General features: G+C 61.7%; 24 protein-coding genes and 1 tRNA gene. 13 read left to right on the top strand and 12 right to left on the bottom strand.

Translation table 11 applies throughout. The features are described 5' to 3' along the window. The first annotated feature begins 15 nt into the window (after positions 1 to 15). Both BLS57_RS04550 and BLS57_RS04555 read left to right on the top strand, forming a co-directional pair. Positions 16 to 1,023: an alkane 1-monooxygenase gene (locus BLS57_RS04550; protein WP_093739641.1), complete on the top strand. Its 1,008-nt coding sequence runs from the start codon at positions 16 to 18 to the stop codon at positions 1,021 to 1,023. 46 nt (positions 1,024 to 1,069) lie between these two features. Next, positions 1,070 to 1,459, top strand: coding sequence for a hypothetical protein (locus tag BLS57_RS04555; protein WP_093739643.1), 390 nt, complete (start codon positions 1,070 to 1,072; stop codon positions 1,457 to 1,459). A gap of 4 nt (positions 1,460 to 1,463) precedes the next feature. Here the strand turns inward: BLS57_RS04555 and xseA are convergent, their stop codons facing one another. Both xseA and BLS57_RS04565 read right to left on the bottom strand, forming a co-directional pair. Further along, positions 1,464 to 3,059 carry an exodeoxyribonuclease VII large subunit gene (xseA, locus tag BLS57_RS04560; protein ID WP_093739645.1) on the bottom strand — a complete coding sequence of 532 codons (1,596 nt, stop codon included), beginning with the start codon at positions 3,057 to 3,059 and terminating at the stop codon, positions 1,464 to 1,466. 31 nt (positions 3,060 to 3,090) lie between these two features. Further along, positions 3,091 to 3,462: a peptidoglycan-binding domain-containing protein gene (locus tag BLS57_RS04565; RefSeq protein ID WP_093739647.1), complete on the bottom strand. Its 372-nt coding sequence runs from the start codon at positions 3,460 to 3,462 to the stop codon at positions 3,091 to 3,093. Between the two features lie 172 nt (positions 3,463 to 3,634). On the opposite strand from BLS57_RS04565, the gene purD reads away from it, so the two are divergent. Beyond that, positions 3,635 to 4,900: a phosphoribosylamine--glycine ligase gene (purD, locus tag BLS57_RS04570; RefSeq protein WP_093739649.1), complete on the top strand. Its 1,266-nt coding sequence runs from the start codon at positions 3,635 to 3,637 to the stop codon at positions 4,898 to 4,900. On the opposite strand, the gene BLS57_RS04575 is transcribed toward purD, so the two are convergent. The 3 genes from BLS57_RS04575 to BLS57_RS04585 are packed head-to-tail and all read right to left on the bottom strand — an operon-like array spanning position 4,901 to position 6,308. Then, positions 4,901 to 5,293, bottom strand: a complete 393-nt coding sequence (locus tag BLS57_RS04575; RefSeq protein WP_093739651.1) for a hypothetical protein — start codon at positions 5,291 to 5,293, stop codon at positions 4,901 to 4,903. Next, positions 5,290 to 5,985, bottom strand: coding sequence for a hypothetical protein (locus BLS57_RS04580; RefSeq protein ID WP_093739653.1), 696 nt, complete (start codon positions 5,983 to 5,985; stop codon positions 5,290 to 5,292). The genes BLS57_RS04575 and BLS57_RS04580 overlap by 4 nt, the downstream gene beginning before the upstream one ends. Continuing rightward, positions 5,985 to 6,308 (bottom strand): 2Fe-2S iron-sulfur cluster-binding protein, encoded by a 324-nt coding sequence (locus BLS57_RS04585; RefSeq protein ID WP_093739655.1) that lies wholly within the window; start codon positions 6,306 to 6,308, stop codon positions 5,985 to 5,987. Before BLS57_RS04585 ends, BLS57_RS04580 begins: the two co-directional genes overlap by 1 nt. A 169-nt stretch (positions 6,309 to 6,477) precedes the next feature. On the opposite strand from BLS57_RS04585, the gene BLS57_RS04590 reads away from it, so the two are divergent. Next, positions 6,478 to 7,023, top strand: a complete 546-nt coding sequence (locus tag BLS57_RS04590; RefSeq protein ID WP_093739657.1) for a peptidoglycan-binding domain-containing protein — start codon at positions 6,478 to 6,480, stop codon at positions 7,021 to 7,023. A gap of 64 nt (positions 7,024 to 7,087) precedes the next feature. On the opposite strand, the gene BLS57_RS04595 is transcribed toward BLS57_RS04590, so the two are convergent. From BLS57_RS04595 to rpiA, 6 genes are all read right to left on the bottom strand, one after another. Beyond that, positions 7,088 to 8,512, bottom strand: coding sequence for a DegQ family serine endoprotease (locus tag BLS57_RS04595; RefSeq protein WP_425274331.1), 1,425 nt, complete (start codon positions 8,510 to 8,512; stop codon positions 7,088 to 7,090). A gap of 220 nt (positions 8,513 to 8,732) precedes the next feature. After that, positions 8,733 to 8,927, bottom strand: a complete 195-nt coding sequence (locus tag BLS57_RS04600; RefSeq protein WP_093739661.1) for a DUF2065 domain-containing protein — start codon at positions 8,925 to 8,927, stop codon at positions 8,733 to 8,735. Then, positions 8,924 to 9,823 carry a protease modulator HflC gene (hflC, locus tag BLS57_RS04605; protein WP_093739663.1) on the bottom strand — a complete coding sequence of 300 codons (900 nt, stop codon included), beginning with the start codon at positions 9,821 to 9,823 and terminating at the stop codon, positions 8,924 to 8,926. The genes BLS57_RS04600 and hflC overlap by 4 nt, the downstream gene beginning before the upstream one ends. After that, positions 9,823 to 11,037: an FtsH protease activity modulator HflK gene (gene hflK / locus BLS57_RS04610; protein ID WP_208597515.1), complete on the bottom strand. Its 1,215-nt coding sequence runs from the start codon at positions 11,035 to 11,037 to the stop codon at positions 9,823 to 9,825. Before hflK ends, hflC begins: the two co-directional genes overlap by 1 nt. Positions 11,038 to 11,105: 68 nt before the next feature. Next, the gene (gene gorA / locus BLS57_RS04615) at positions 11,106 to 12,485 is read right to left on the bottom strand and encodes a glutathione-disulfide reductase (RefSeq protein ID WP_093739665.1); all 1,380 of its coding nucleotides are present in this window, start codon (positions 12,483 to 12,485) and stop codon (positions 11,106 to 11,108) included. Positions 12,486 to 12,545: 60 nt separating this feature from the next. Further along, on the bottom strand, positions 12,546 to 13,334 hold the full coding sequence (gene rpiA, locus BLS57_RS04620; RefSeq protein WP_093739667.1) for a ribose-5-phosphate isomerase RpiA: 789 nt from the start codon (positions 13,332 to 13,334) through the stop codon (positions 12,546 to 12,548). Positions 13,335 to 13,499: 165 nt separating this feature from the next. On the opposite strand from rpiA, the gene BLS57_RS04625 reads away from it, so the two are divergent. From BLS57_RS04625 to BLS57_RS04635, 3 genes are all read left to right on the top strand, one after another. Continuing rightward, the gene (locus BLS57_RS04625) at positions 13,500 to 14,198 is read left to right on the top strand and encodes a glutathione S-transferase family protein (RefSeq protein WP_093739669.1); all 699 of its coding nucleotides are present in this window, start codon (positions 13,500 to 13,502) and stop codon (positions 14,196 to 14,198) included. After that, positions 14,198 to 15,571, top strand: coding sequence for an L-serine ammonia-lyase (locus BLS57_RS04630; protein WP_093739671.1), 1,374 nt, complete (start codon positions 14,198 to 14,200; stop codon positions 15,569 to 15,571). The genes BLS57_RS04625 and BLS57_RS04630 overlap by 1 nt, the downstream gene beginning before the upstream one ends. A gap of 161 nt (positions 15,572 to 15,732) precedes the next feature. Further along, the gene (locus BLS57_RS04635; protein WP_093739673.1) at positions 15,733 to 16,644 is read left to right on the top strand and encodes a pirin family protein; all 912 of its coding nucleotides are present in this window, start codon (positions 15,733 to 15,735) and stop codon (positions 16,642 to 16,644) included. 19 nt (positions 16,645 to 16,663) lie between these two features. On the opposite strand, the gene BLS57_RS04640 is transcribed toward BLS57_RS04635, so the two are convergent. Continuing rightward, entirely contained in the window at positions 16,664 to 17,248 is a 585-nt protein-coding gene (locus BLS57_RS04640; RefSeq protein ID WP_093739675.1) for a TetR/AcrR family transcriptional regulator, read from the bottom strand. Positions 17,249 to 17,413: 165 nt separating this feature from the next. On the opposite strand from BLS57_RS04640, the gene BLS57_RS04645 reads away from it, so the two are divergent. The 6 genes from BLS57_RS04645 to BLS57_RS04670 all read left to right on the top strand — a co-directional run bounded on the left by BLS57_RS04645 (position 17,414) and on the right by BLS57_RS04670 (position 23,093). Beyond that, the gene (locus BLS57_RS04645) at positions 17,414 to 17,707 is read left to right on the top strand and encodes a hypothetical protein (RefSeq protein ID WP_208597516.1); all 294 of its coding nucleotides are present in this window, start codon (positions 17,414 to 17,416) and stop codon (positions 17,705 to 17,707) included. 85 nt (positions 17,708 to 17,792) lie between these two features. Beyond that, entirely contained in the window at positions 17,793 to 19,079 is a 1,287-nt protein-coding gene (locus BLS57_RS04650) for a homoserine dehydrogenase (protein WP_093739677.1), read from the top strand. 264 nt (positions 19,080 to 19,343) lie between these two features. Further along, positions 19,344 to 20,312 (top strand): class II fructose-bisphosphatase, encoded by a 969-nt coding sequence (gene glpX, locus BLS57_RS04655; RefSeq protein WP_093739679.1) that lies wholly within the window; start codon positions 19,344 to 19,346, stop codon positions 20,310 to 20,312. Between the two features lie 45 nt (positions 20,313 to 20,357). Continuing rightward, complete coding sequence (gene recJ / locus BLS57_RS04660) at positions 20,358 to 22,097, top strand: single-stranded-DNA-specific exonuclease RecJ (protein WP_093739681.1); 1,740 nt, start codon at positions 20,358 to 20,360, stop codon at positions 22,095 to 22,097. Between the two features lie 111 nt (positions 22,098 to 22,208). Continuing rightward, positions 22,209 to 22,283: transfer RNA gene (locus tag BLS57_RS04665), tRNA-Glu, on the top strand. 399 nt (positions 22,284 to 22,682) lie between these two features. Further along, positions 22,683 to 23,093 carry a YbjQ family protein gene (locus BLS57_RS04670; protein WP_244153610.1) on the top strand — a complete coding sequence of 137 codons (411 nt, stop codon included), beginning with the start codon at positions 22,683 to 22,685 and terminating at the stop codon, positions 23,091 to 23,093. Positions 23,094 to 23,139: the final 46 nt, after the last annotated feature.

Here is a 23,139-nt window from a genome sequence, read left to right on the forward strand (position 1 = left end):
AGTCGAGGACCCGCCATGTTCTGGTATGCCACCGCCAGCCTGACCCCAGCCGTGCTCATCGCCCTTGCCTGCCTCTGGGGCGGGATTTGGCCCCTGCTGGCGCTGCTGTCGATCACCCTTCATGTAACGTTTATGGACCGACTTGGGCGTATGGTAGCGCTGTCTGAGAGTGACGGACGAAGCCTGACCTTTGCACTGGCTTTAGCACATTTCGTCCTGTTGCCCTTAGGGGTTTGGGCGATTGGCACGGCGGGACATCTCGATGGCTGGGATCGAGCGCTGATTTTTGCCGCTCTGGGCCTCTTTCTAGGACAGGTGAGCAATTCCAACGCCCATGAGCTGATCCACGCCCGCCACCGTCTGCCATGTCGCCTCGGGGCGGCGATCTATATCTCACTGCTGCATGGCCATCATGTCTCGGCCCATCTGCGCGTTCATCACCCCGCCGCCGCAACGCCGGATGACCCTAATTCCGCGCCACGCGGTATCGGGTTCTGGCGCTTCCTGCTGCATGCCTCAATTGGTGAGTTTCGCGCCGGTTGGCAGGCCGACAATGCGCAACGCGCGCGGGCGCAGTGCAAGCCCTCCGCGCTGAGCCACCCCTATGTCGCCTATATCGGCGGCGGGATCGTGGCCCTTGTGTTGGCCTATCTAATCGGCGATCTCTGGACGCTCTTGGCCTATCTTGGCCTCACCGCCTATGCGCAGATGCAATTATTGCTGTCAGATTACGTCCAGCACTACGGGCTGCGCCGTCGCCAGCGCGCCGACGGGCGGTATGAACCGATTGGCCCGCAGCATAGTTGGAACGCACCAAAGTGGTATTCCTCCGCCATGATGCTCAACGCGCCGCGCCATTCGGATCACCACCTGCGCCCGGCCCGCGCCTTCCCCGCACTGGAGGTGACCCAAGACATGCCGAAACTACCCTATTCCCTGCCCGTTATGGCGACGATTGCGCTAATTCCGCCGCTCTGGCGGCGGGTCATGGATCGGCGTGTGCAACGCTGGGAGCAGGCCTGACCGCAAAATCCTAGCGCGCGGGCGCGGGTTCTGGCAGGCTGGCGCTATGAAACAGCTTTTAACCCTGCTTTGCCTCATGCTGCCCTTGCCCGCCGCGGCGGAGATGACGGCGACAGAGTTTGATACCTACACCCGCGGAAAAACACTCTACTACGGGCTAAGCGGCACCCCCTATGGTGCTGAAGTGTACCACGAGGACCAGCGCGTGCAGTGGTCCTTCCTCGACGGCCATTGCAAAGAGGGACGCTGGTATGCGGCAGATGGGCTGATCTGCTTTGTCTATGAGGACAATCCCGAGCCGCAGTGCTGGAGCTTTGTCAAAGGACCGCGCGGCTTGGTGGCGCGGTTCGAGAATGACCCGATGCAGACCGAACTATACGAGGCCGACGAAAGCGATAGCCCGCTCATGTGCCTCGGCCCTGAAGTCGGCGTTTAACGTGCTAGAGTAGCGACCCTTGATCCGGCGGTGTATCGGTCTTGCCTTCAAGTTTCAGACGTCCATCGGCAAATTCGATCTCAAGTTCTCGCGCCGCTTTGGCCGCGCTAGCGCTCGTGACGACATCGCCATCGCCTCGCACCACGGCAAAGCCGCGCGCCAAGGTCTCACGGTAGCCTAAGGTGCCCAGCGTCCGGCCGAGCGCTTCGATCTGGCGGCGGCGACGCTCCTGCGCAGCCTCCCCGGCGCGGGCGAGACGGGCGAGTACGTCGGCGAGGCGCTGGCTTTGCCGCGTGATATCGCGAGACAGCACTTCGGGGCGGAAATTCTGCGCCCGCGCGGTGAGCCGTTCGCGGCGGCTGGTGATCTGGCGGTGCAAGACGTCAGGCCGGAAACGCGCCACGCGGTTGCCCAGACGTTCACGCTGGCCCGCAAGGTTGCGCTGCCAAGCCGGGTCCAGCCGGGCCGAGAGCTGCGCCAGCCGCTGACGGTCCGCATCCAGATGGCGGCGTAGCGTAGCGGGCCTCAGCGCGCCGGACATATCGGCCAGTTTGACCCGACGGCCCTGCACACCAGCAATCAATGCAGGCGCCAGTTTTTCGCCGCCCCGGTCAAGCCGCTGGCGTGGCCCTTCGAGCAATGTCTCCGCGCGCGGCAGAGCGCGGGCCACATCGCGCATACGCTGGCCCCGACGGGTCAGCCCTTGGCTCAACGCCTGCCGCATCCGCGCGCCCTGCCCCTCAAGCCAAGCCGCCAATTCGTGCCGCACCGGCACAGCAAGCTCAGCCGCCGCCGTCGGCGTCGGAGCACGTTTGTCGGAGACGAAATCGATCAGGGTCGTGTCGGTCTCGTGACCCACCGCAGAAATCAACGGGATCTGGGAGGCCGCCGCTGCGCGGGCGACGATTTCTTCGTTAAAGCCCCAAAGGTCTTCGACCGATCCGCCGCCCCGGGCCACGATAAGCAGATCGGGTCGTGGCAGCGCGCCGCCCGGGGTCAGCCGATTGAACCCCTCGATCGCGCGGGCCACCTCAGGCGCACATTTCGCGCCCTGCACAGCCACAGGCCAGACCAGCACCTTGCGCGGGAAGCGGTCACGCAGGCGGTGCAGAATATCGCGGATCACAGCGCCTGAGGGCGAGGTGACCACGCCGATGATCTCGGGCAGATAGGGCAGCGGACGTTTGCGCTCGGGGGCAAAAAGCCCCTCTGCTGCCAGCGCGGCCTTGCGTTTCTCCAACAGCGCCATCAGCGCGCCCATGCCGGCGGGTTTGATATCCTCAATGACGATCTGGTATTTCGACTGTCCGGCAAAGGTGGTGATCCGACCGGTGGCGATGACTTCCATCCCCTCTTCGGGCTGGGTCTCAAGCCGCGCGGTGACACCCTTCCAGATGATGCCGGAAATCACCGAGCGGTCGTCCTTGAGGTCAAGATAAACATGCCCCGACCGCGGGCGGCTCACCCGGCCGACTTCGCCCCGGATGCGGACATGGCCAAACTCGCCTTCGATGACCCGTTTGATCGCCCCCGACAGTTCGGTGACGGTGAATTCAGGGCTATTCTGCCCCGCAGTAGGTTCATCGAATAAATCAGCCATGCCCTTAGATAGCGTCAGATCCCGAGGGGGTTCAACAGCCGTCGCATTCATCCCCTTCGCCATAGAGCCATGCCGCATAGCGACCGCTGGCCAGCCCGGTGATATATTCGTTCACCCCCGGCGCGCCGGTCAGATCGATGCGGATTTGATTGCGCGAGTTATCTGCTAGAAAACGTGCCCCGCTGATCAAGGCCCGTTCTGTGCTTGGGCCATAGCTGCCATCAATGGTCGCATTATAAAGCCCGGTATAGGAAAGTTCGGTCTGCACCTTGCGCCGCTCATGTTTGGGCAGCATCTCGAATCGCTGTCGTAGAATATCGAGGCGCATCTGCGCGTGGAGCGTTGAGGTTTGTGCGAAGGTGAATGCAGCGCCAAAGGCGGTAAGGAAATATCGTCTTTTCAATGGTCTGTCTCTCTGTCGTTATCAAATAGGCTTTCATTTCTTGCGAGGCGCCTCGAGAATTTCAACCCTGAATTGAGAACGCCTAGAACTTCTTAGGCGACCGTGGCGCCATGCCAACTTGTTCCGCGGCGCGCCTGCGCGTAGAAGCGCTGCAAATGATACGGAGAGCCCGATGAACATCCTCATTCTTGGCAGTGGCGGACGCGAACATTCCCTCGCTTGGGCGGTGATGCAGAACCCTAAATGTGACAAGCTGATTGTGGCGCCGGGCAACGCGGGCATCGCAGCAATCGCACAATGTGCGGCGCTCGATATCATGGACGGGGCTGCCGTCGTTGCCTTCTGCGAGAGTAACAACATCGACTTTGTCATCATCGGCCCCGAAGCGCCGCTAGCTGTGGGTGTGGGCGATGATCTGCGCGCAGCAGGGTTCGATGTGTTCGGACCGTCGAAAGCAGCTGCGACGCTGGAAGCGTCAAAAGCCTTTACCAAGGAAATCTGCGACGCCTGCAACGCGCCCACCGCGGCCTATGGTCATTTCACCGATGCCGCCAGCGCCCGCGCCTATGTGGAAAAACAAGGCGCGCCGATTGTTATCAAGGCGGACGGTCTGGCGGCCGGTAAGGGCGTCATCATTGCGATGACAGATGCCGAAGCTTTGGCTGCCGTGGATGAGATGTTCGACGGCGCCTTTGGTGATGCGGGCACCGAGGTTGTCATCGAAGAGTTCATGGAGGGCGAAGAGGCGTCCTTCTTTGTGCTCTGCGACGGAGAGACCGTGCTGCCGATCGGGACCGCCCAAGACCATAAGCGCGTCGGCGAAGGCGACACCGGCCCCAACACCGGCGGCATGGGCGCCTATTCCCCCGCCCCGGTGCTGAGCGACGAGATTGCCGAGCGTGCGCTCGAAGAGATCATTCGCCCCTGCATGGCCGAAATGGCCAAACGCGGCATGCCCTATCAGGGGGTGCTTTATGCCGGACTGATGATCAAGGACGGCGCGCCTCGTTTGGTGGAGTACAACGTGCGTTTCGGCGATCCCGAGTGTCAGGTGCTGATGATGCGCCTAGGTGCACAGGCCTTTGACCTGATCCAAGCAACCGCCAAGGGCACCCTGGCCGATATGCAGGTGAACTGGGCCGAAGACCACGCCCTTACCGTGGTTATGGCGGCAGAGGGCTACCCGGGCGACTACCAGAAGGGCAGCGAGATCAAAGGCCTGAAGGACCTGCCCGAGGACAGCGCCAATATGGTCTTCCACGCCGGCACCGTGGCGAAAAACGGCGCGATCCTAGCTAATGGCGGGCGGGTGCTGAACGTGACCGCGCGGGGGGCGACATTGGCCGAAGCACAAGAGCGCGCCTATTCGATGGTGGATGGAATTGATTGGCCCGAAGGCTTTTGCCGCCGCGACATTGGCTGGCGCGCGCTAGACTGATTAAGAAATTGGCGCATCGCCGCAGATAAGTGGCCTGCGTGTGACCTCTGTCACCATCTGGACATTGCCTTCCGGCGACTGGACGAGAAGCTTGCCCTCGTAGTCAAAGGGCAGCCAGCAATGTGCGCGTCCGGGATCGTCTTCGTAACGGAAACAGACGTAGGGTGCCTCGACGGTGATTTGCCCGCGCGTGCAATGCCCGTCGGCATGGACCCAGCGGCTATGCTGGCGCGACAGGAACTCTTCAACGCCGACCAGCCCGCCAGCGGGCCAATCCTCAAAAGTGAGCGTCCGGCTCTCTGCGCGGTCTAGGAATTCGTCGGGGGTAAGCAAGGTTTGGGCGGCGGCAGGTAGCGCGAGCGACAGCGCCAGTGCGAGAAGCCCAGACCTCATTCGCAAGCCAGTGCGGCGGCGAAACTTTCTGGTCCGTTTTGCGGCCCTATATCCGTTGGCGTCAATGCTCCGCCCTCAAACCGAACGGCAACGATCCGCGCCCAGTCGGCGTCCGAGACGATCATCTCGGGTCCATCCCCGCAGTTGCGAATACCGCCAGAGATTGCCCGCTCGCCAATACGGTGGTTGGTCAGCCCGTCAAGAAGCGCAACATCGCGAAGCGCCCCATCCTTGTAACGCCAGACCCGCAGCACCCGTGCGAGATGCGGGCGGTCGATATAGGCAATCTCAATCGTATCATCGCCGTCCAGATCGGCCGCGCCGATAGGTGCGAGCCAGCGGTTGCTCTGACCGATATGTGGTGTCTCGGCCAGTTTGCCCTCAGCCCCGTAAATGGCCAAGGCAGCGCCCCGGTTCACATCAGTTTCCACCACAATCACTTCTGGCAATTCATCACCAGTGACATCTGCAAGGCGGGGTGCGGTATCCTCGAACACGTGGTCGCGCGGCAGGGTGAATTGCAGCGCTGTCCCGTCCGCTAAGGTGAGCTTCAACCCGCCCCACTCCAAAGCATCGCCCAAAATGCCATGCGCATAACGTTCGGTCGGATCGGTAAAGCGTGCGGCGGTGATCGGCTCCGCCGCAGCGTTAGTGGCCATCAGTGCCAGCAGTGCCGCACCGACCGCCCGCATCAGATTTGCTTTTCTGGCATCTGCACGCGCAGGCCGTCGAGTTCGTCCGTCACCTTTAACTGACAGGTCAGGCGCGAGCGTGCGGGGTCCGGCTCATAGGCGAAGTCAAGCATGTCTTCTTCCATGTCGTCCTTGGCAGGCAGTTTCTCGGCCCAAGCCGGGTCGACATAGACATGGCAGGTCGAACAGGCGCAGGCGCCGCCGCAGTCGGCCTCGATGCCCGGAATGTTGTTGTCGCGTGCGCCTTCCATGACCGTCATGCCATTGGCGACTTCGACCACATGTTCGGTGCCGGAGTGTTCGACATAGGTGATTTTGGCCATTGAAACGCCCTTTCGCTGTAGAAGTTCGGCCTTGTTTAGCGGGCTATGCCACGCGGTGCCAGCCCCCTTTTCGGCCTGTCGTTCTGGCCAGCGACATAGCTGTGGGCAAGCGCGTTTCAAGCCGCTAGTCTGCGGCGCAAAGCAAAAGGCATAAGCCGAAAGAGCAGGCATGACACAGCCCTTACCGCCCCTCCCGATCCCCCTCCGCGCGGCGCTGCTGCTGGCCTGCGCCAGCCTGGCCGCTTGTGAGGCGCCCGCCCCGGCAGCCGCCCCGCCAGAACCGGGCGTACTGGAGGCCACACGCAACGGCCCGGTCGGCGCCCCCGAGGGCAGTTGTTGGGGCCGCACCGTGAGCCCGGCGGTGATCGAGACCGTCACCGAACAGGTCCAGATCGAACCGGCAAAGATGAACCCCGACGGCACGATCGTGAAGCCGCCGATCTACAAGACGGAGACCCGGCAAGAAATCGTAAAAGCGCGGGTCGACAATTGGTTCGAAACCCCCTGCCCCGATGTGCTGACGCCGGAGTTCAACAGTTCCTTGCAACGTGCTTTGCAGGCGCGTGGCTACTACCGGGGGCCAATCACGGGCGAGATGGACGCCGCGACGCGCGATGCCGTGCAGCGCTATCAGGGTGCAAAGGGTCCAAGAAGCGGTGTGTTGTCTCTCGCCGCCGCGCGCGACCTCGGCCTTGTCGCCGTACCGCGCCAGTAATTGCACGCCGCAAACGAAAAGGGCGCCCTAAGGCGCCCTGATGTCTCTACCTATGATCGCGGGGTCACTCGCCCAGCGACAGCGCCACGAAGCGTGGATCACCTCCGCGCCGCACCAGCAGCAGCAGCGACTTGCGTCCAGCATCCTTGGCCGCGGCGATACGCTCTTCCAGATCGCTGATGCTCGCGACCTTCTGCTGGCCTGCCTCGGTAATGATATCGCCCATGCGGAGACCTTTCTCAAAGGCTTCCGAGGTCTCATCAACATCGGATACGGCAAGACCTGCCATATCCTCATCCGCGCCCAGTTCCGCACGCAGCTCGTCGGTCAACGGCGTCAGGGTCAGGCCCATCAGCGAAGCGGTCTGCGGCTCGGTCTCTGCACCCTCGTCACCGTTCTCCTCGGCATCAGGAGCCGTTGTGCCATCAGCTTCTTCCCGGCGCCCCAGCACCACTTTGATGGTCTGCGTCTTGCCATCGCGCAGCACGGTCACGCGGACGGTGGCGCCGACGGGGCTGTTGCCCACCTGACGGACCAGACCGCGGGTATCTACGACATCAACGCCGTCGAAGGACTTGATCACGTCGCCGGTCTTCAACCCAGCTTCGCGCGCCGGACCTTCCGGAACGTCGGTAATCAGGGCGCCAACGGCTTTCTTCAGACCCATCGCATCAGCCACATCTTCGGTCACGTCCTGAATACGCACACCGAGCCAGCCACGGCGGGTCTCGCCAAATTCTTTGAGCTGGTCGATCACGCGGGTCACGACGTTGGAGGCCATCGAAAAACCGATACCGATCGAACCGCCATTAGGTGACAGGATCGCGGTGTTCACGCCGATCACTTCGCCGTCCATGTTAAACAGCGGCCCGCCCGAGTTGCCCCGGTTAATGGCTGCGTCGGTCTGGATGTAGTCGTCATAGGTACCCGACAGCGCCCGGTTGCGCGCCGAAACGATCCCGGCTGAGACCGAAAAGCCCTGCCCCAGCGGATTGCCCATTGCGATCACCCAGTCGCCCACGCGGGCGGCGTTGCTGTCGCCAAAGGAAACGAATGGCAAAGGCTTGTCAGCTTCGACCTTCAGAAGCGCGATGTCAGTTTTCGGGTCGGTGCCGATTACCTTGGCGACCAGTTCTTCACCCGAGAAGAATTCGATGGTGATCTCGTCTGCGCTTTCGATCACGTGATTGTTAGTCACAACATAGCCGTCTTCGGAGATCACAAAGCCAGAGCCCAGTGCCGAAGAGCGGCGCGGACGGTTGCCTTCGCCGTTGTTGCGGTCCTGAAACTCGCGGAAGAAGTCCTCGAATGGCGAGCCCTCTGGCACGATCCCCTGGGGTCCAGTCCGGCCTTCGACCACCGTCGATGTGGTGATGTTCACGACCGAAGGACTGATCTTTTCTGCTAAGGGCGCAAGGCTTTCGGGTTTGGCCAGTGCCATAGTGGCTTGCAGGATCAGAAGGGTCAGCGCCATCACCCCCATCGCCATCGCTCGAATCCAAAGAGTGTTCTGTGCTGTTCTGGACAGGGAAACCGCCTGGGCCTGCATTCATCGTCTCCTGATTATTCCTGTTGTCGCCAACCTGGGCAGAGTGCATTCCGATGGAATGGCCTGCAACAGCAAAGATGGGGTCACACCCCGTCTTTTCAACGCCAGAGGGTCATTCGGCGGGCGATTGCTGAGGTTGAACTGGCAGAAGGTAGAGCGGTCAGACACCCAACTGGAAGGCCAGCCAAACCAAGATCAACCCGGCCACGACCACCAGCGCGCCCATCTGCCGCACAGCCGCTTCTGGCAGACGCCTCAGCAGTTCCAGCATCTGCTCCAAAAGCGAAGGGGCCAGTGCGTACACCAGCCCCTCCAATATCATGACCGACCCGAGGGCCAGCAAGACAAGGCTCATTCCCGTTCGCCTTCGGCAGAGCGGCTGCCCTGATCCGAACGCAGGTAGTTAAAGAACTCGCTGTCAGGCGACATCACCATGGTCGAGTTCTGCCCCTGCAGCGCCTGCTCATAAGCGGTCAGCGAGCGGTAGAATTCAAAGAACTCCTGATCACGACCATAGGCTTTGGCGAAGATGTTGTTTCGCTGGGCATCCGCTTCACCTTCGATGATGCGCGCATCACGACGGGCTTCCGACAGGATCTCTTCGTAGGTCCGGTCAGCCAAGGCGATCACACGCTGCGCCGCCTCGCGGCCACGGGCGCGTTCGTCGGTGGCTTCGCGTTCCCGCTCCGCAATCATCCGCTGAAGCGTCGCGTCAAAGTTCTGCTCTGGCAGGTTGGTCTGGCGCAGACGCACATCGACAACCTTGAGCCCAAGCGCTTGGGCGCGGGCATCGGCACGGACACGGATTTGCTCCATCAGGTCCGCCCGTTCCGGCGACAGGATGGTGTTCGACGTCACACCTTGCGAACCCAGAACGGCACGGATTTGGCTTTCCATGATACCGCCCATCTCGCTCTCGGCCTGACGCTCACCGCCTGCACCGAGGGCCTGGCGGTATTGCACCATGTCATCGATCCGGTAGAGCACGAAGGCATCGATCTCAAGACGACGGTCATCGGCTGGCGTGACCTCGATCACTGGTGTTTCCAGCGACAGGATGCGGTCTTCGTAGCGGACCACCTCGTCCAGCAGCGGCACCTTAAAGCCGATGCCGGGCTCGTTACGGACCTGTTTGATCTGACCGAAACGCAGCACCAGCGCCTTTTCCCGCTCGTCCACGACAAAGACTGCCGAGAGCACTGCCACAATGGCGATCACCAAGACGGGAATGATAAAGTTTCTTTTCCGCATTAGTTCGACCCTCCGCTGCGACGCAATTCATTCAGCGGCAGATAGGGCACGACGCCCTGACCATCTTGCCCGCTGCCGTTTTCGAGGATGATCTTATCCACGTCGCCCAGCACTTTTTCCATCGTTTCAAGGTAGAGGCGCTTGCGCGTCACTTCCGGCGCGTTGCGGTATTCCTCAAGCACAGCTTCAAAGCGGCTCGCCTCACCCACAGCATCGTTCACAACGCGGGCGCGGTAGCCTTCGGCGGCTTCGAGAAGCTGCGCCGATTCACCACGTGCCTCAGCTGTGCGGCGGTTGGCATACGCGTCGGCCTGGCGCTCCACCCGGTCGCGTTCCTGCTCAGCCGCCTGCACGTCGCGGAAAGCATCGACGACCGACTGTGTCGTCGTGTTGCCGTTGGCGTCCGTGACCTGCACGGTCTGGCTGGGCGGGTCGACTTTGTTCACGTTGACTCGCAGCACGTTGATGCCGGTGTTGCGGTTGTCGAGCGTGGATTGGATCAATTCCTTCACCCGGTCCGCAACAGCACCCCGGTCCCGGTTCAGAATCGGTGCCAATTCGGATTGCGCAATGACTTCGCGCATCGCGGATTCAGCAATGGCGCGGACGGAAGCCTCAGGATCCCGCAGCGAGAATTTGAAATCGCGGGCGTTCTTGATGTTCCAGACCACCTGAAAGTCGATGTCGACGATGTTCTCGTCGGTGGTCAGCATTAGCCCTTCGTTGCCGCCACCGCCGCGCCGCACGCCGAGTTCCTCGGTGCGGTTGGTGGTGACGTCAAAGACTTCTGCGGTGACCAGCGGCCAAGGGGCAAAGTTCAGACCCTCGGTGCCAATGCCGGAAAATTCGCCAAGGAACAGCTCAATCGACTGCTGCTCGGGACGTACGGTGTAGAAGCTCGCAAAGCCCCAGAGCGCCACACCGGCCAAAAGCGCGATGCCGACGGTGCTGCGGGTCACGCCCGGGCCAGAAGGCCCACGCCCGCCGCCGCCAGAGCCATTGCCGCGATCACCGCCGCGGCCGCCCATCAGAACGCGCAGTTGCTCTTGGCCCTTGCGCACCAATTCGTCGATCTCTGACCCCTGCGGGCGGCCGTTGCCTTGCCCGCGTGGCCGTTCCGGCCCCTCGTCGCGTCCGCCGTTTCCTTGGTTGCCCCCGTCACCGCGGTTGCCACCACCTCCGCCGCCCCATGGGCCTTGCGAATTTCCTGCCATCTATGTCTTCCCCTCTGAACCGCACCTGCGGCCTATTGGTCTTAAAGTCGTATGCGCAGGCGCGGAATTCAAGCGGTTCGCACCGGTTCACGCATGGTCACCAGTTCTTCGGACATCGTCGGATGCACCGCGCAGGTGGCGTCGAATTGCTCTTTTGTCGCGCCCATCTTGACCGCGATGCCCACCATCTGGATCAATTCGCCTGCATTGGGTGCGACGATATGACAGCCCAACACACGGCGCGTTTCGGCGCAAACGATGAGCTTCATTAGCACGCGGTCTTTCTTGCCAGCAAAGGCCCCCTGCATCGGTTTGAACGACGTTGCATAGACCTCTATCGGCCCTGCGTCACGCGCCTCCTCTTCGCTCAGTCCCACGGTACCCATCTCGGGCTGGGTAAAGATCGCGGAAGGCACAAGGTCATGGTCCACCGGGGTCGGGTTGCCGCCAAAGACGGTCTCGACAAAGGCCATGCCCTCGCGGATCGCCACGGGCGTCAGGTTGATCCGGTTGGTCACGTCGCCGATGGCATAGATCGAGGGCACGGCGGTCTGGCTGTACTCATCGACCTCAATCTCGCCACCCCGGCCCAGTTTAATGCCCGCGTCTTCCAGCCCCATGTCGTCGCTGTTGGGGCGGCGTCCGGTCGCGAAAAGCACTTGGTCGAACATGCGCTCGGTGCCGTTGGTCGGCTTGACCTTCATCGGGCCGCTGCCGTCTTCATGGCTCGGGGTCATTTCAAGGATATTGGTGCCGACATGTAGGTCGATACCCTTCTCCTGCATCATCTCGGCGACCATGCCGCGCGCTTCGTCGTCAAAGCCACGCAGGATTTGCGCGCCGCGGTAGAACTGGGTCACTTCTACACCCAACCCGTTGAGGATACAGGCGAATTCACAAGCGATATAGCCGCCGCCGATGATCAGCATCGACTTGGGGAGCTGTTCGAGATGGAACAGATCGTCCGACACCAACCCGTGTTCCGCATTCTCAAGGTCTGGCCGCACCGGGCGACCGCCGCTGGCGATCAGAATGTGTTTCGCAGTCTTTTCTGTGCCATCGGACAGGGCCACCGTATGCGCGTCCTTGATCCGGGCGCGGGCGTCAAATGTCTCAACGCCAGAGTTCTTCAACAGCTTACGGTACACGCCTTCGAGACGGTCCAACTCTTCGTTCAGACGGCCTTTGAAATCATGCCAATCAAACGGTCCGGCCTTCAGATCCCAGCCAAAACACTTGGCCTCATCCACCACATCGGCATAGCCCGAGGCGAAAACCATCAGCTTCTTGGGCACACAGCCCCGGATCACACAGGTGCCGCCATAGCGGTCTTCTTCGGCCAGCCCGACCCTGGCGTCATGCTCGCCCGCCGCGACACGCGCTGCGCGCACACCGCCCGAGCCGCCACCGATGACAAACAGGTCGTAGTCGAAGTCTTTATTGGCCATTGCTCGCCTCTTTCACTCTATTTGGTCCTGCGCATGCGCTGCGCGTAATTGCTTGGGGCGTCAGTCGTTCAGGTCGGAAAACAGGTTGTCTGTCTCCACAAACTCCAACTTATCGGTCGCCACGGTTCCTTCATTTATGTCGCGCACCTCGACCCTGCCATCCCCGTAGCCCATCACAACCACGTCACAAATGTCGATGAAGAGCCCGTTTTCCACGACGCCAGGCATCTGGTTAAGCACCAGTGCCAATTGCCGCGCATTACCGATCCGGCCCAAGCGCAGGTCGAGGATGTAGTTCCCCTCATCGGTAATGAAAGGCACTTCGCCGTTCATCCGCAGGGTGGAGCTTCGGCCCAGCACATCCATCGAGATCAGCGTTTCTTCGACCAGCGCCTGCGTGGTTTGCCAGCCAAAGGGAATCACCTCAATCGGCAGGGGGAAAGCACCGAGGTGCTGCACCTCTTTGCCGACATCCGCGATCACGACCATCTGGTCACTGGCGGTCGCCACGATCTTTTCTTGCAGCAACGCCCCGCCCCCTCCTTTGATGAGGTTCAGATCGACGTCGAATTCATCGGCCCCGTCGATCGTCAGGTCGAGCCATTTCGCCTCATCAAGCGAGATCACCTCGATCCCCACATCCCGCGCCAGTTGCGCCGTGCGCGTCGAGGTCGGCACGCCCTTAATGCGCAGACCATCCTCGCGCACCATCTCTCCCAGACAGCGCACCAGCCATGCCGCGGTCGAGCCGGTGCCGAGACCAACACGCATCCCGTCCTCAACAAATTCCGCCGCCCGTTTGGCCGCGACGAATTTGGCCTTATCGATGGGTGAAAGTTCTCCGGACATGGGGCTGCTCCCTACAGGCGTTTGTCGCGTTATAGGCCCATTTCGCATAGGGTGCGAGGGGCATGACAGTGGTTTTTAAGGCTTAACCGACGCAACAGGCCGCTGCGGAGCCTAAGGCGTCGCTTTTGACGCGGTTTCGACGCGCACACCGGCTATCACTGGGCCATGCCCTATGTACTGCACTACGCCCCCGACAATGCCTCACTCATCGTTCGCCTTGCGCTGGAGCATCGCGGATTGCCGTACCGCGCAGCGCTGGTGGACCGCCGCGTGAAGGCGCAACAAAGCGTTGACTTTCGCGCGCTTAACCCCAACGGGCTGATCCCGGTGCTAGAGACGCCCGAGGGCGCATTGTTCGAGACCGGGGCGATCCTGCTTTATCTGGCTGACAGACATGGCGGACTTGGACCGGGGCAGGATGATCCGGGGCGCGGCGATTTTCTTAAGTGGCTGTTCTTTTTATCAAACACCATCCACCCCGGCCTGCGCCGCTTGTTTTATCCGCAAAACTACATCGCCGCCGATCATGTGGCCGCGTTGCGGTCTGGCGCGCATGCGGACCTTGCACAGCATTACGCAACGTTAGAAGCCCAGGCAGCGCGGGGAAGAGGCTGGTTGCTTGGTGGCCCCGCCCCCAGTGTGGTCGACTTCTACGCTGCCGCCCTCCTGCGCTGGCCCGCGCTCTACCCCGTCGACCAGCCGCGCGATTGGTTTGACCTTACCGCCTACCCCGCACTTACCCGGCTTGCTGCCGCCGTCGAGACGCTGCCCGCCACAGTCGCCTTGCAAAGCGCCGAGGGTCTGGGCGATACCCCTTTCACCGCCCCTCGATACCCGCAACCTCCAGAAGGGTCTGCTACCTGATGTTTCTCTCGGTTTTCGACATGTTCAAAGTGGGCATCGGCCCCTCGTCTTCGCACACCATGGGACCGATGGTAGCCGCAGGTCGGTTCCTTGATCAGATGCGGGCCTCGCCGTTCAAATTCGCAGGGCTGCGCGCTTCGCTGCATGGCAGCCTCGCTTTTACAGGTGTGGGTCATGCGACGGACCGTGCCACGATCCTCGGCCTCGCCGGGTTCACGCCCGAAGACTATGATGCCGAAGCTGCCGAGAAGACGCTGGAGGAGATCAAACAGACCCGTCGGATTGCCGTGGACGGTCTGCCTGAGCTGAAGTTCGATCCTGCAAAGGACATGATCTTCGACTATGACACCAAGCTCGCGGGCCATGCCAATGGCATGATGCTCATGGCCACCGATGCCCAAGGCGACGTGACCCTGCGCGAGACCTATTATTCCATCGGCGGCGGTTTTGTCATGACCGAAAAGGAACTGGCCGCAGGCAAGGACACGGATGAAGGCGCGCCAGTGCCGTTTCCGTTTAAGTCCGCTGCGGAAATGCTTGAGATGTCTGCCAAATCCGGCAAAACCATCGCAGGCATGAAACGCGCCAATGAAGAGGCCCGCGGCGGGGCCGAGAACCTGCGCGAGGGCAGCAAACGGCTGTGGCAGGTGATGCGCGATTGCATAGACCGGGGGCTGACAACCGACGGTACCCTGCCCGGCGGCTTGCAGGTGAAACGCCGCGCCAAAGGCATCTATGACGCGCTGATGGCCGAGCGGGGGCAGAACCAATCAGCGCCGCATACGATCAACGACTGGATGAGCGTCTATGCCATGGCAGTGAACGAGGAAAATGCCGCTGGCGGTCAGGTCGTCACCGCGCCCACCAATGGTGCTGCGGGCGTGATGCCCGCGACCCTGCGCTATTACCTCGACCATGTGCCCGGCGCGTCAGAGGCGCATATCGAAGACTTCTTGCTGACCGCCGCCGCGATTGGGGGGCTGGTGAAATACAACGCCTCCATTTCGGGCGCGGAAGCAGGCTGTCAGGCCGAAGTGGGCTCTGCGGCCGCCATGTCCGCCGCCGGGCTTTGCGCCGTCATGGGCGGCAGTCCCGCGCAGATTGAGAACGCTGCTGAGATCGCCTTGGAGCATCATCTTGGCATGACCTGCGACCCGGTAAAGGGGCTGGTCCAGGTGCCTTGTATTGAGCGCAACGGGCTGGGCGCGATCAAGGCGGTGTCTGCCGCGTCTTTGGCGCTGCGCGGGGATGGCACGCATTTGGTGCCGCTGGATGCCTGTATCGAGACAATGCGCCAGACCGGCGAAGATATGGCGGAGAAGTATAAAGAGACTTCGCTGGGCGGTTTGGCGGTGAATGTGCCGAACTGCTGAGACCTTGAGGGGGCGTTCCTCCCCCTCAAACTCCCCCTCCGGATATATTTGGCTAAAAAGAGGAATGGGCTGCGCGTAGGCGCACAGGCGGCGTTCGTGGGCTGCGATTGTGGGGATGGTGCGGGCGACCTATGTGCTGAGCAACCATAAAGGAGAGCATCATGTCCCTCAGACCCACATTAGAGACCCGCCGCGCCACGCCCACGATGGAAGGTGCCGGGGTAAAACTGCACCGCGCTTTTGGCTTTCAGGATCCATCGGAGCTGGACCCCTTTCTGCTGTTCGATGACTTTCGCAATGATCGGCCTGAGGACTTTGAAAAAGGGTTTCCTTGGCACCCGCACCGGGGGATCGAGACGATCACCTATGTGCTGGAAGGCACGGTGGAACATGCGGATTCGCTTGGCAACAAGGGCGATTTAAATGCGGGTGATGTACAGTGGATGACCGCTGGGTCGGGCATTCTGCACCAAGAGATGCCGCGTGGGAATGCCGCCGGGCAGATGCACGGCTTTCAGCTTTGGGGGAACCTACCCTCGGCCCAAAAGATGACCGCGCCGCGCTATCAGGATATGAAGGCCAGCGATATTCCGGTGGTGACTGATGACGACGGCACACAGGTCAAGGTGATTACCGGCGAGTTCTGGGGCAAACGTGGCCCCGTCGATGGGATCGCTGCTGATCCGCAGTATCTGGATGTGTTTGTGCCGGCGGGGGTCAAGAAGACCTTTAAGATCGACACTTACCGCCGCGCCTTTGCCTATGTCTTTCAAGGCGCGGGTGCTTTTGCCGATGCCTCGGCGCCTTCGGGCGTGTTGCTAGAGAAAGAGGTTGGCGGCGAAGAGGTGAACATCCGCGATATGTCGGGGGACCGCACGTTGATCCGCTTTGGCACGGGCGATGAAGTCACGGTTCAAGCGGGGCCAGAGGGGGTACGCTTCTTGTTGATCTCTGGCGCGCCGATTGAAGAGCCGGTGGCGTGGCATGGGCCGATTGTGATGAACACCCGCGCTGAGTTGCAGCAGGCGATGCGGGATCTGAACAATGGGACGTTTATTCGACCCGCGCATTGATGCAATGGACCGTGGGTGCTTAGACAGTCACGGCCTTGCGCACCATATCCCAATATTGCGCGACGACTTCGTCGAGCGAGAGGCGACCCCCGGCGCGGTACCAAGTGTTCACCCCGGTGAGCATGGCGATGATGGCGAGCGTGACGATTTTGGGGTCGGCAACTGCGAAATAGCCGTTTTCGACGCCGGTGCGCAGGATGGTTTCGAGGCGGTCTTCATATTCTCGGCGCAGACCTTCGATCACCGCGAAATTCTCCGGCGTGAGGTTGCGCAACTCCATATATGCAATGAAGACCTCATCCGGCCTGTCCGCGTGAAAGCGGATGTGGAAGGCGACAAAATCTTGCAGTTGCTGCATTGCCGGTCGCGTGGGGTCGCTGGGCGTTTCCGCCAGCAGGTCCGTCATATGGCCCTGCATCAGATCAAACAGCAGGCTTTGTTTGTCGGGCGTGTAGTTATAGAGCGCCCCGGCCTGCACCCCGACCTCGGCCGCGATGGCGCGCATCGATACTGCAGCATAGCCCCCTGCCGCGAACAGCCGTAGCGCCGCTGCGCGGACGCGGGGGCCGGTGATGTCTGAGTGTGAGCCTGTCGTTCGTGCCATGCGGGCAATTTAATGAACAAGCGTTCAAAAGCAAACCCCGCTTGCGCCCTTCTCTGCGCTGATGCAGAACAAATCATGCTTTATCGATTTGCGCCCCGTTCACTGTCTATAGTTGCCTTAGTTTTAGGCGGCGCCCTACTGGCGGGCTGCACTCAGTTTCCCGAATTGGACCGGACGATTACGCCGGAGAAGGAAGCAGCCGATTACCCAGATCTTGTTCCGATTGATCCCCTTTTGGCGCAGGCCGAGGCGGGCCGGATTGACCCCGCCCAGACCGAAGCCGAACTGACCGGACGTGCCGCGGGGCTGCAATCCCGCGCAAATCGGATTAGCGGTGGTGGTAGCAGCGCGGCCTCGGCAAGCCGCCTCGCCCGGTTGCGCGCGCGGGCGGCCGAGTTGCGTCAGGCGGGGCTAACGCCGCAAGAGCGGAAGCGCTTGGAAGAAGAGCCCGCCGAGTAGCCCTGTTTTGCTGCGTTGCAGGCGGGGGCTGAACCAGCTACATCGCGATTAAACCACAGTCTATTAAACCAAAAGGACCACCTCCATGTCTAAGCCGCTTCGCCTCGGGATCGCCGGATTGGGAACCGTAGGCGTTGGCGTGCTGCGCATTCTGCGCCAGCAGGCCGCGCTTCTGGAGGCCCGGACGGGATGCAAGATGGTGGTATCGGCGGTCTCGGCCCGGACCCGGAACAAGGACCGCGGCTTGTCGCTGTCGTCTTATGACTGGGAAGATGATCCGGTCAAACTGGCGACGCGGGATGACGTGGATGTATTTGTCGAGTTGATGGGCGGTGCAGATGGCCCCGCCAAGGCCGCGACCGAAGCGGCACTGACGGCGGGCAAGCATGTTGTCACTGCGAATAAGGCGATGTTGGCGTTGCATGGTCAGGCCTTGGCCGAGCAGGCTGAAGCAGCAGATGTGGCGCTGCGCTATGAGGCCGCCGTTGCGGGCGGCATCCCGGTGATTAAAACGCTGATGGAAGGGCTTGCGGGCAATGGCATCACCCGGATCATGGGGGTGATGAATGGCTCATGCAACTACATCCTAACGCGTATGGAAGATGCCGGGAAATCCTATCAGGAGATCTTCGCCGAGGCTGATGGGCTGGGCTATCTTGAGGCCGATCCGCAGTTGGACGTGGGCGGCATTGATGCGGCGCATAAGCTGGCGATCTTGTCGTCCATCGCCTTTGGCACTAAGATCGATTTCGACGGTATTCAGCTTGAGGGCATTGAGCGCATCGCCATCGAGGACATCCGTGCCGCGGCCGATATGGGCTATAAGATCAAGCTCTTGGGCGTGACGCAGATGACAGGCCGCGGCTTGGAGCAGCGCATGATGCCTTGTCTGGTGCCGCAGACCTCGCCTTTGGGGCAGTTGGACGGTGGCACCAATATGGTGGTGATCGAAGGCGATGCTGTAGGCCAGATCGTGCTGCGCGGTGCTGGGGCGGGCGAAGGGCCGACGGCGAGTGCTGTGATGGCCGACGTCTGCGACATTGCACGCGGGTTGCGCGGGTCGGTCTTTGGCCAGCCTGCCGCGACGCTTGAGGCTACCACTGCTGCCAGCAGTCAGACCCCTGCGCCCTACTATTTGCGCATGGCGCTGGTCGACAAACCCGGTGCGCTGGCCAAGATCGCCACGGTGCTGGGCGAGGCTGGCATCAGCATCTACCGGATGCGGCAGTATGAGCATTCGGATGTTTCCGCGCCGGTTTTGATTGTGACGCATAAGACGAACCGCGATGCGCTGGTGAGCGCTTTGGCGGCGATGGAGAAGACGGGTGTGTTGGCGGGTGAGCCGGTGGCGTTGCGGATCGAAGAGGTCTGAGCATTTGCGCTGAGGACCATCGCCTGCCCGCGGGTCGGCGACCCAACAGCAGATTATGCCACTTTATCGTTCAGCCGTGATGTGCGTTTGCGAAATTGCGCCCAGCCTCAGCAAATCGCCTACCCGTCCGGGCGGGCAGGCGATGGCCCGGCGCCTGCGGCTTGATTCCGGGCGGGGGCGCTGAGTCTCACCCAACCCAAAACTTGCCCCGAGACGCACACAGCGTTACAGGACAGAAAACCCTTTTGACCCCAAGGACACCTCATGACCGCTTCCGCCGAATTTCAAGACCGCATGCTGTCGCTGGGCCTCGCCCGCGTTTCCGAAGCCGCCGCCCTCGCCTCGGCCAAACTGATCGGCAAAGGTGACGAGAAAGCTGCCGACCAAGCCGCCGTCAACGCGATGCGCGAACAGCTCAACATGCTCGACATCGCGGGCGTTGTGGTCATCGGCGAAGGTGAGCGTGACGAAGCCCCGATGCTCTACATCGGCGAGGAAGTCGGCACCGGCAACGGCCCCGGCGTGGACATCGCGCTGGACCCGCTTGAAGGCACCACGCTGACCGCCAAGGACATGCCCAACGCGCTGACCGTCATCGCCATGGGCCCGCGCGGCTCGATGCTGCACGCGCCCGACACCTATATGGACAAGCTGGCGATCGGCCCGGGCTTCGAGACCGACGTCGTGACCCTTGACATGACCCCCGGTGAGCGCGTCGAAGCACTGGCCCGCGCCAAGGGCTGCGCGCCTTCCGACATCACCGTCTGCATCCTTGAGCGCCCCCGCCACGCCGATATGATCGCCGAAGTGCGCGCCACCGGTGCGGCCATCCGCTTGATTACCGACGGTGACGTCGCAGGCGTGATGCACTGCGCAGACCCAGAGACCGGGATCGACATGTATATGGGCCAAGGCGGCGCGCCCGAAGGCGTTCTGGCCGCCGCGGCGCTGAAATGCATGGGCGGGCAGATGTATGGCCGCCTGTTGTTCCGCAACGACGACGAAAAGGGCCGTGCGGCCAAGGCCGGGATCACCGAGCTTGACCGTATCTACTCCCGCGACGAAATGGTCACCCAAGACGTGATCTTTGCCGCGACTGGCGTCACCGGCGGCAACATCCTGCCCGGCGTGAAACGCGAGCCCGGCTGGCTGACCACCGAGACGCTGATCATGCGCTCGCGCACCGGATCGGTCCGTCGCATCAACTACCGCACTCCGATCAACGGCGAGTGAAGGGCCGTAACGTCCCCACAAACAAAACGGCAAGATGAGGCGAGCATGAGTTTTCTCGGTGTTGAAACCTCTTTGACCGGGCGGCGCTGGATTGGTCCCGATGTGGAACTCTCTCGCGCCGCCGAACTCTTGGTGCAACGCGCGGGCCTGCCGGACCCGGTCTGCCAAGTGCTGGCCCGGCGCGGCGTGACCGATACAGAGGCACCGGGCTTTCTCGCCCCTGCCCTGCGCGACCTGCTGCCCGACCCGCGCTCCCTGCGCGACATGGAGGTCGCGGCGACGCGCTTCCTCGCGGCCCTGAAAGCCCGCCAACGCATCGCGATCTTTGCCGACTATGACGTTGACGGCGGCTCCTCCGCCGCCCTGCTGTTGGTCTGGCTACGCGACATGGGCCACCGCGCCACGCTCTATATCCCCGACCGAATCGACGAAGGCTATGGCCCCAATGACGCCGCCATGTCCGCACTGGCCGCTGACCACGATCTGATCATCTGCGTCGACTGCGGCACGCTTTCGCATGGCCCTATCGCGGCGGCCAAGGGCGCGGATGTCATCGTGCTCGACCACCACCTGGGCGGCGAGACCCTGCCCGCGGCCGTCGCTGTGGTGAACCCCAACCGCCAAGACGAAGACGGTGCGCTCGCGCATCTCTGCGCCGCGGCGGTGGTGTTCCTTATGTTGGTCGAAGCAGGCCGCCAGTTGCGCGAAGCAGGCGCCAAGGGGCCCGATCTGATGGCCATGCTCGACCTCGTGGGCCTCGCCACCGTCGCCGATGTCGCCCCGCTCATCGGCGTGAACCGCGCCTTCGTGCGCCAAGGCCTGAAAGTTATGGCCCGCCGCGCCCGCCCCGGCCTTGCCGCCCTCGCCGATGTCGCCCGGATGGACACCGCCCCCACCGCCTATCACCTTGGCTACCTCCTCGGCCCCCGCATCAACGCGGGCGGCCGGATCGGGCAAGCCGACCTTGGCGCGCGCCTCTTGGCCACCGATGACCCGCATGAGGCTGCCGCCCTCGCAGAACGGCTTGACCAGCTTAACACCGACCGCCGCGAGGTCGAAGCCGCCGTGCGCGCCAGTGCCATGGCCCAAGCCGAAGAGCGCGGCTTCGAGGGACCACTGGCCTGGGCCTCCGGCCCCGGCTGGCACCCCGGCGTGGTCGGCATCGTCGCCTCGCGCCTGAAAGAAGCGGCCAACCGCCCCTCCATCGTGATTGGCGTCGAAGACGGCATCGGCAAAGGTTCAGGCCGCTCGATCAGCGGCATCGACCTTGGGGCGCCGATCCAGCGTCTCACCGCCGAAGGGCTGCTGATGAAAGGCGGTGGACATAAGATGGCCGCGGGCCTGACCGTGGCCGAAGACAAGATCGAGGCCGCCATGGAACGCTTGGGCGAATTACTCGCCAAACAGGGCGCCCATCTGGCGGGCCCCGCGGACCTCAACCTCTGCGGCCTGATGATGCCCGGTGCCGCCACCGTGGAACTGGCCGAGATGGTCGACCAAGCCGGCCCCTTTGGCGCAGGCGCCCCCGCCCCGCGCTATGCCTTTGCAGACATGCAGATCCGCTTTGCCAAACGTGTGGGCGAGAACCACCTGAAAGTGAGCTTTGGCGACGGTTTGGGCGCGAATCTCGAGGCCATCGCCTTTGGCGCTTACGACGGCCCGCTTGGCCCCGCGCTGGAGAACCACGGCGGCGCGCGCTTCCATCTGGCAGGCCGTCTCGACATCAATAATTTCCGCGGAAGACGCTCTGTACAGCTCCGTTTGGAGGACGCCGCGAAGGCTTGAAAATTTTTTCAGAAAAAACGCATTTTTCTGCTTGCGGCCCCCAGCCGGATTACTTAAACCCCGCCTCACAGACAGCGCAGCAACACTTCAAACGCTGCACTGACACAGAGTGGCCCGTTCGTCTATCGGTTAGGACGCCAGGTTTTCAACCTGGAAAGAGGGGTTCGATTCCCCTACGGGCTGCCACTTCCTATTTTTGGTTTAGGTACAGACAGTTAGCGCTTAGATTGCGTTACCTTGACCCATAGGTTTTTACCATAGACTTGCTTTGGCCTTGGCATTTTGAATTCGACACTTACTGCTCGCATAACTTGCCGGCAAAACCACGTCGAACTTCTACATGGGTCACTCCAGATGAGCACAAGAAGTCTTCGGGCGGATCATGCATGTTGCCTCGCTGAGTACTCAAGATTGCAGTTGCAGTGCGCTTTTATCAGTCTAGGCTACCCAAGGACGTCAAGTGTTCAACTAAGGCGGGTGTAACCAGTGGCTAATTGTGCTCAGTGCGGGAAGAAGTTTGGCTTGTTCGATCCGGGGTCTGACGGACTTTGTGGGCATTGCAACCTTGGGGTGGAAGCTGGTCGCATATTGACGCAACCTCAAGAAGAGCAAAGAGCAGTTGAAGAACGAGACCAAGCTATAGAGGCAATCATTTTAACCACCGAGACCGCCCCCAACCTGAACATCACCGAGCGTATTGAAATTGTAACTGCTGAATGCGCTTTCGGGATGAACCTTTTCAAAGACTTGTTTGCTGGGATCAGAGACATTGTAGGCGGGCGCTCTGAGGCGGTTCAGAGAACATTGAGAGATAGCAGGCGTACTGCCCTATATGAACTGAAGAAGGAAGCTCACAGGGTTGGTGCCAATGCGGTTGTCGGCGTAGATTTAGATTACGTAGAACTTAGCGGAGCAGGCAATATGGTACTCTTAGTGGCCTCTGGGACGGCTGTGAGAACCGAGCAATGTTCTTTCACAGCTTCAAAGCCAGATTGACTATTAGGTTGGGTAAGCTCCAAAAAAGCTTATGTATAGGAATTAA

Origin of the sequence: Sulfitobacter delicatus (genome assembly GCF_900102535.1) — a bacterium.
Taxonomy (GTDB): Bacteria; Pseudomonadota; Alphaproteobacteria; order Rhodobacterales; family Rhodobacteraceae; genus Sulfitobacter; species Sulfitobacter delicatus.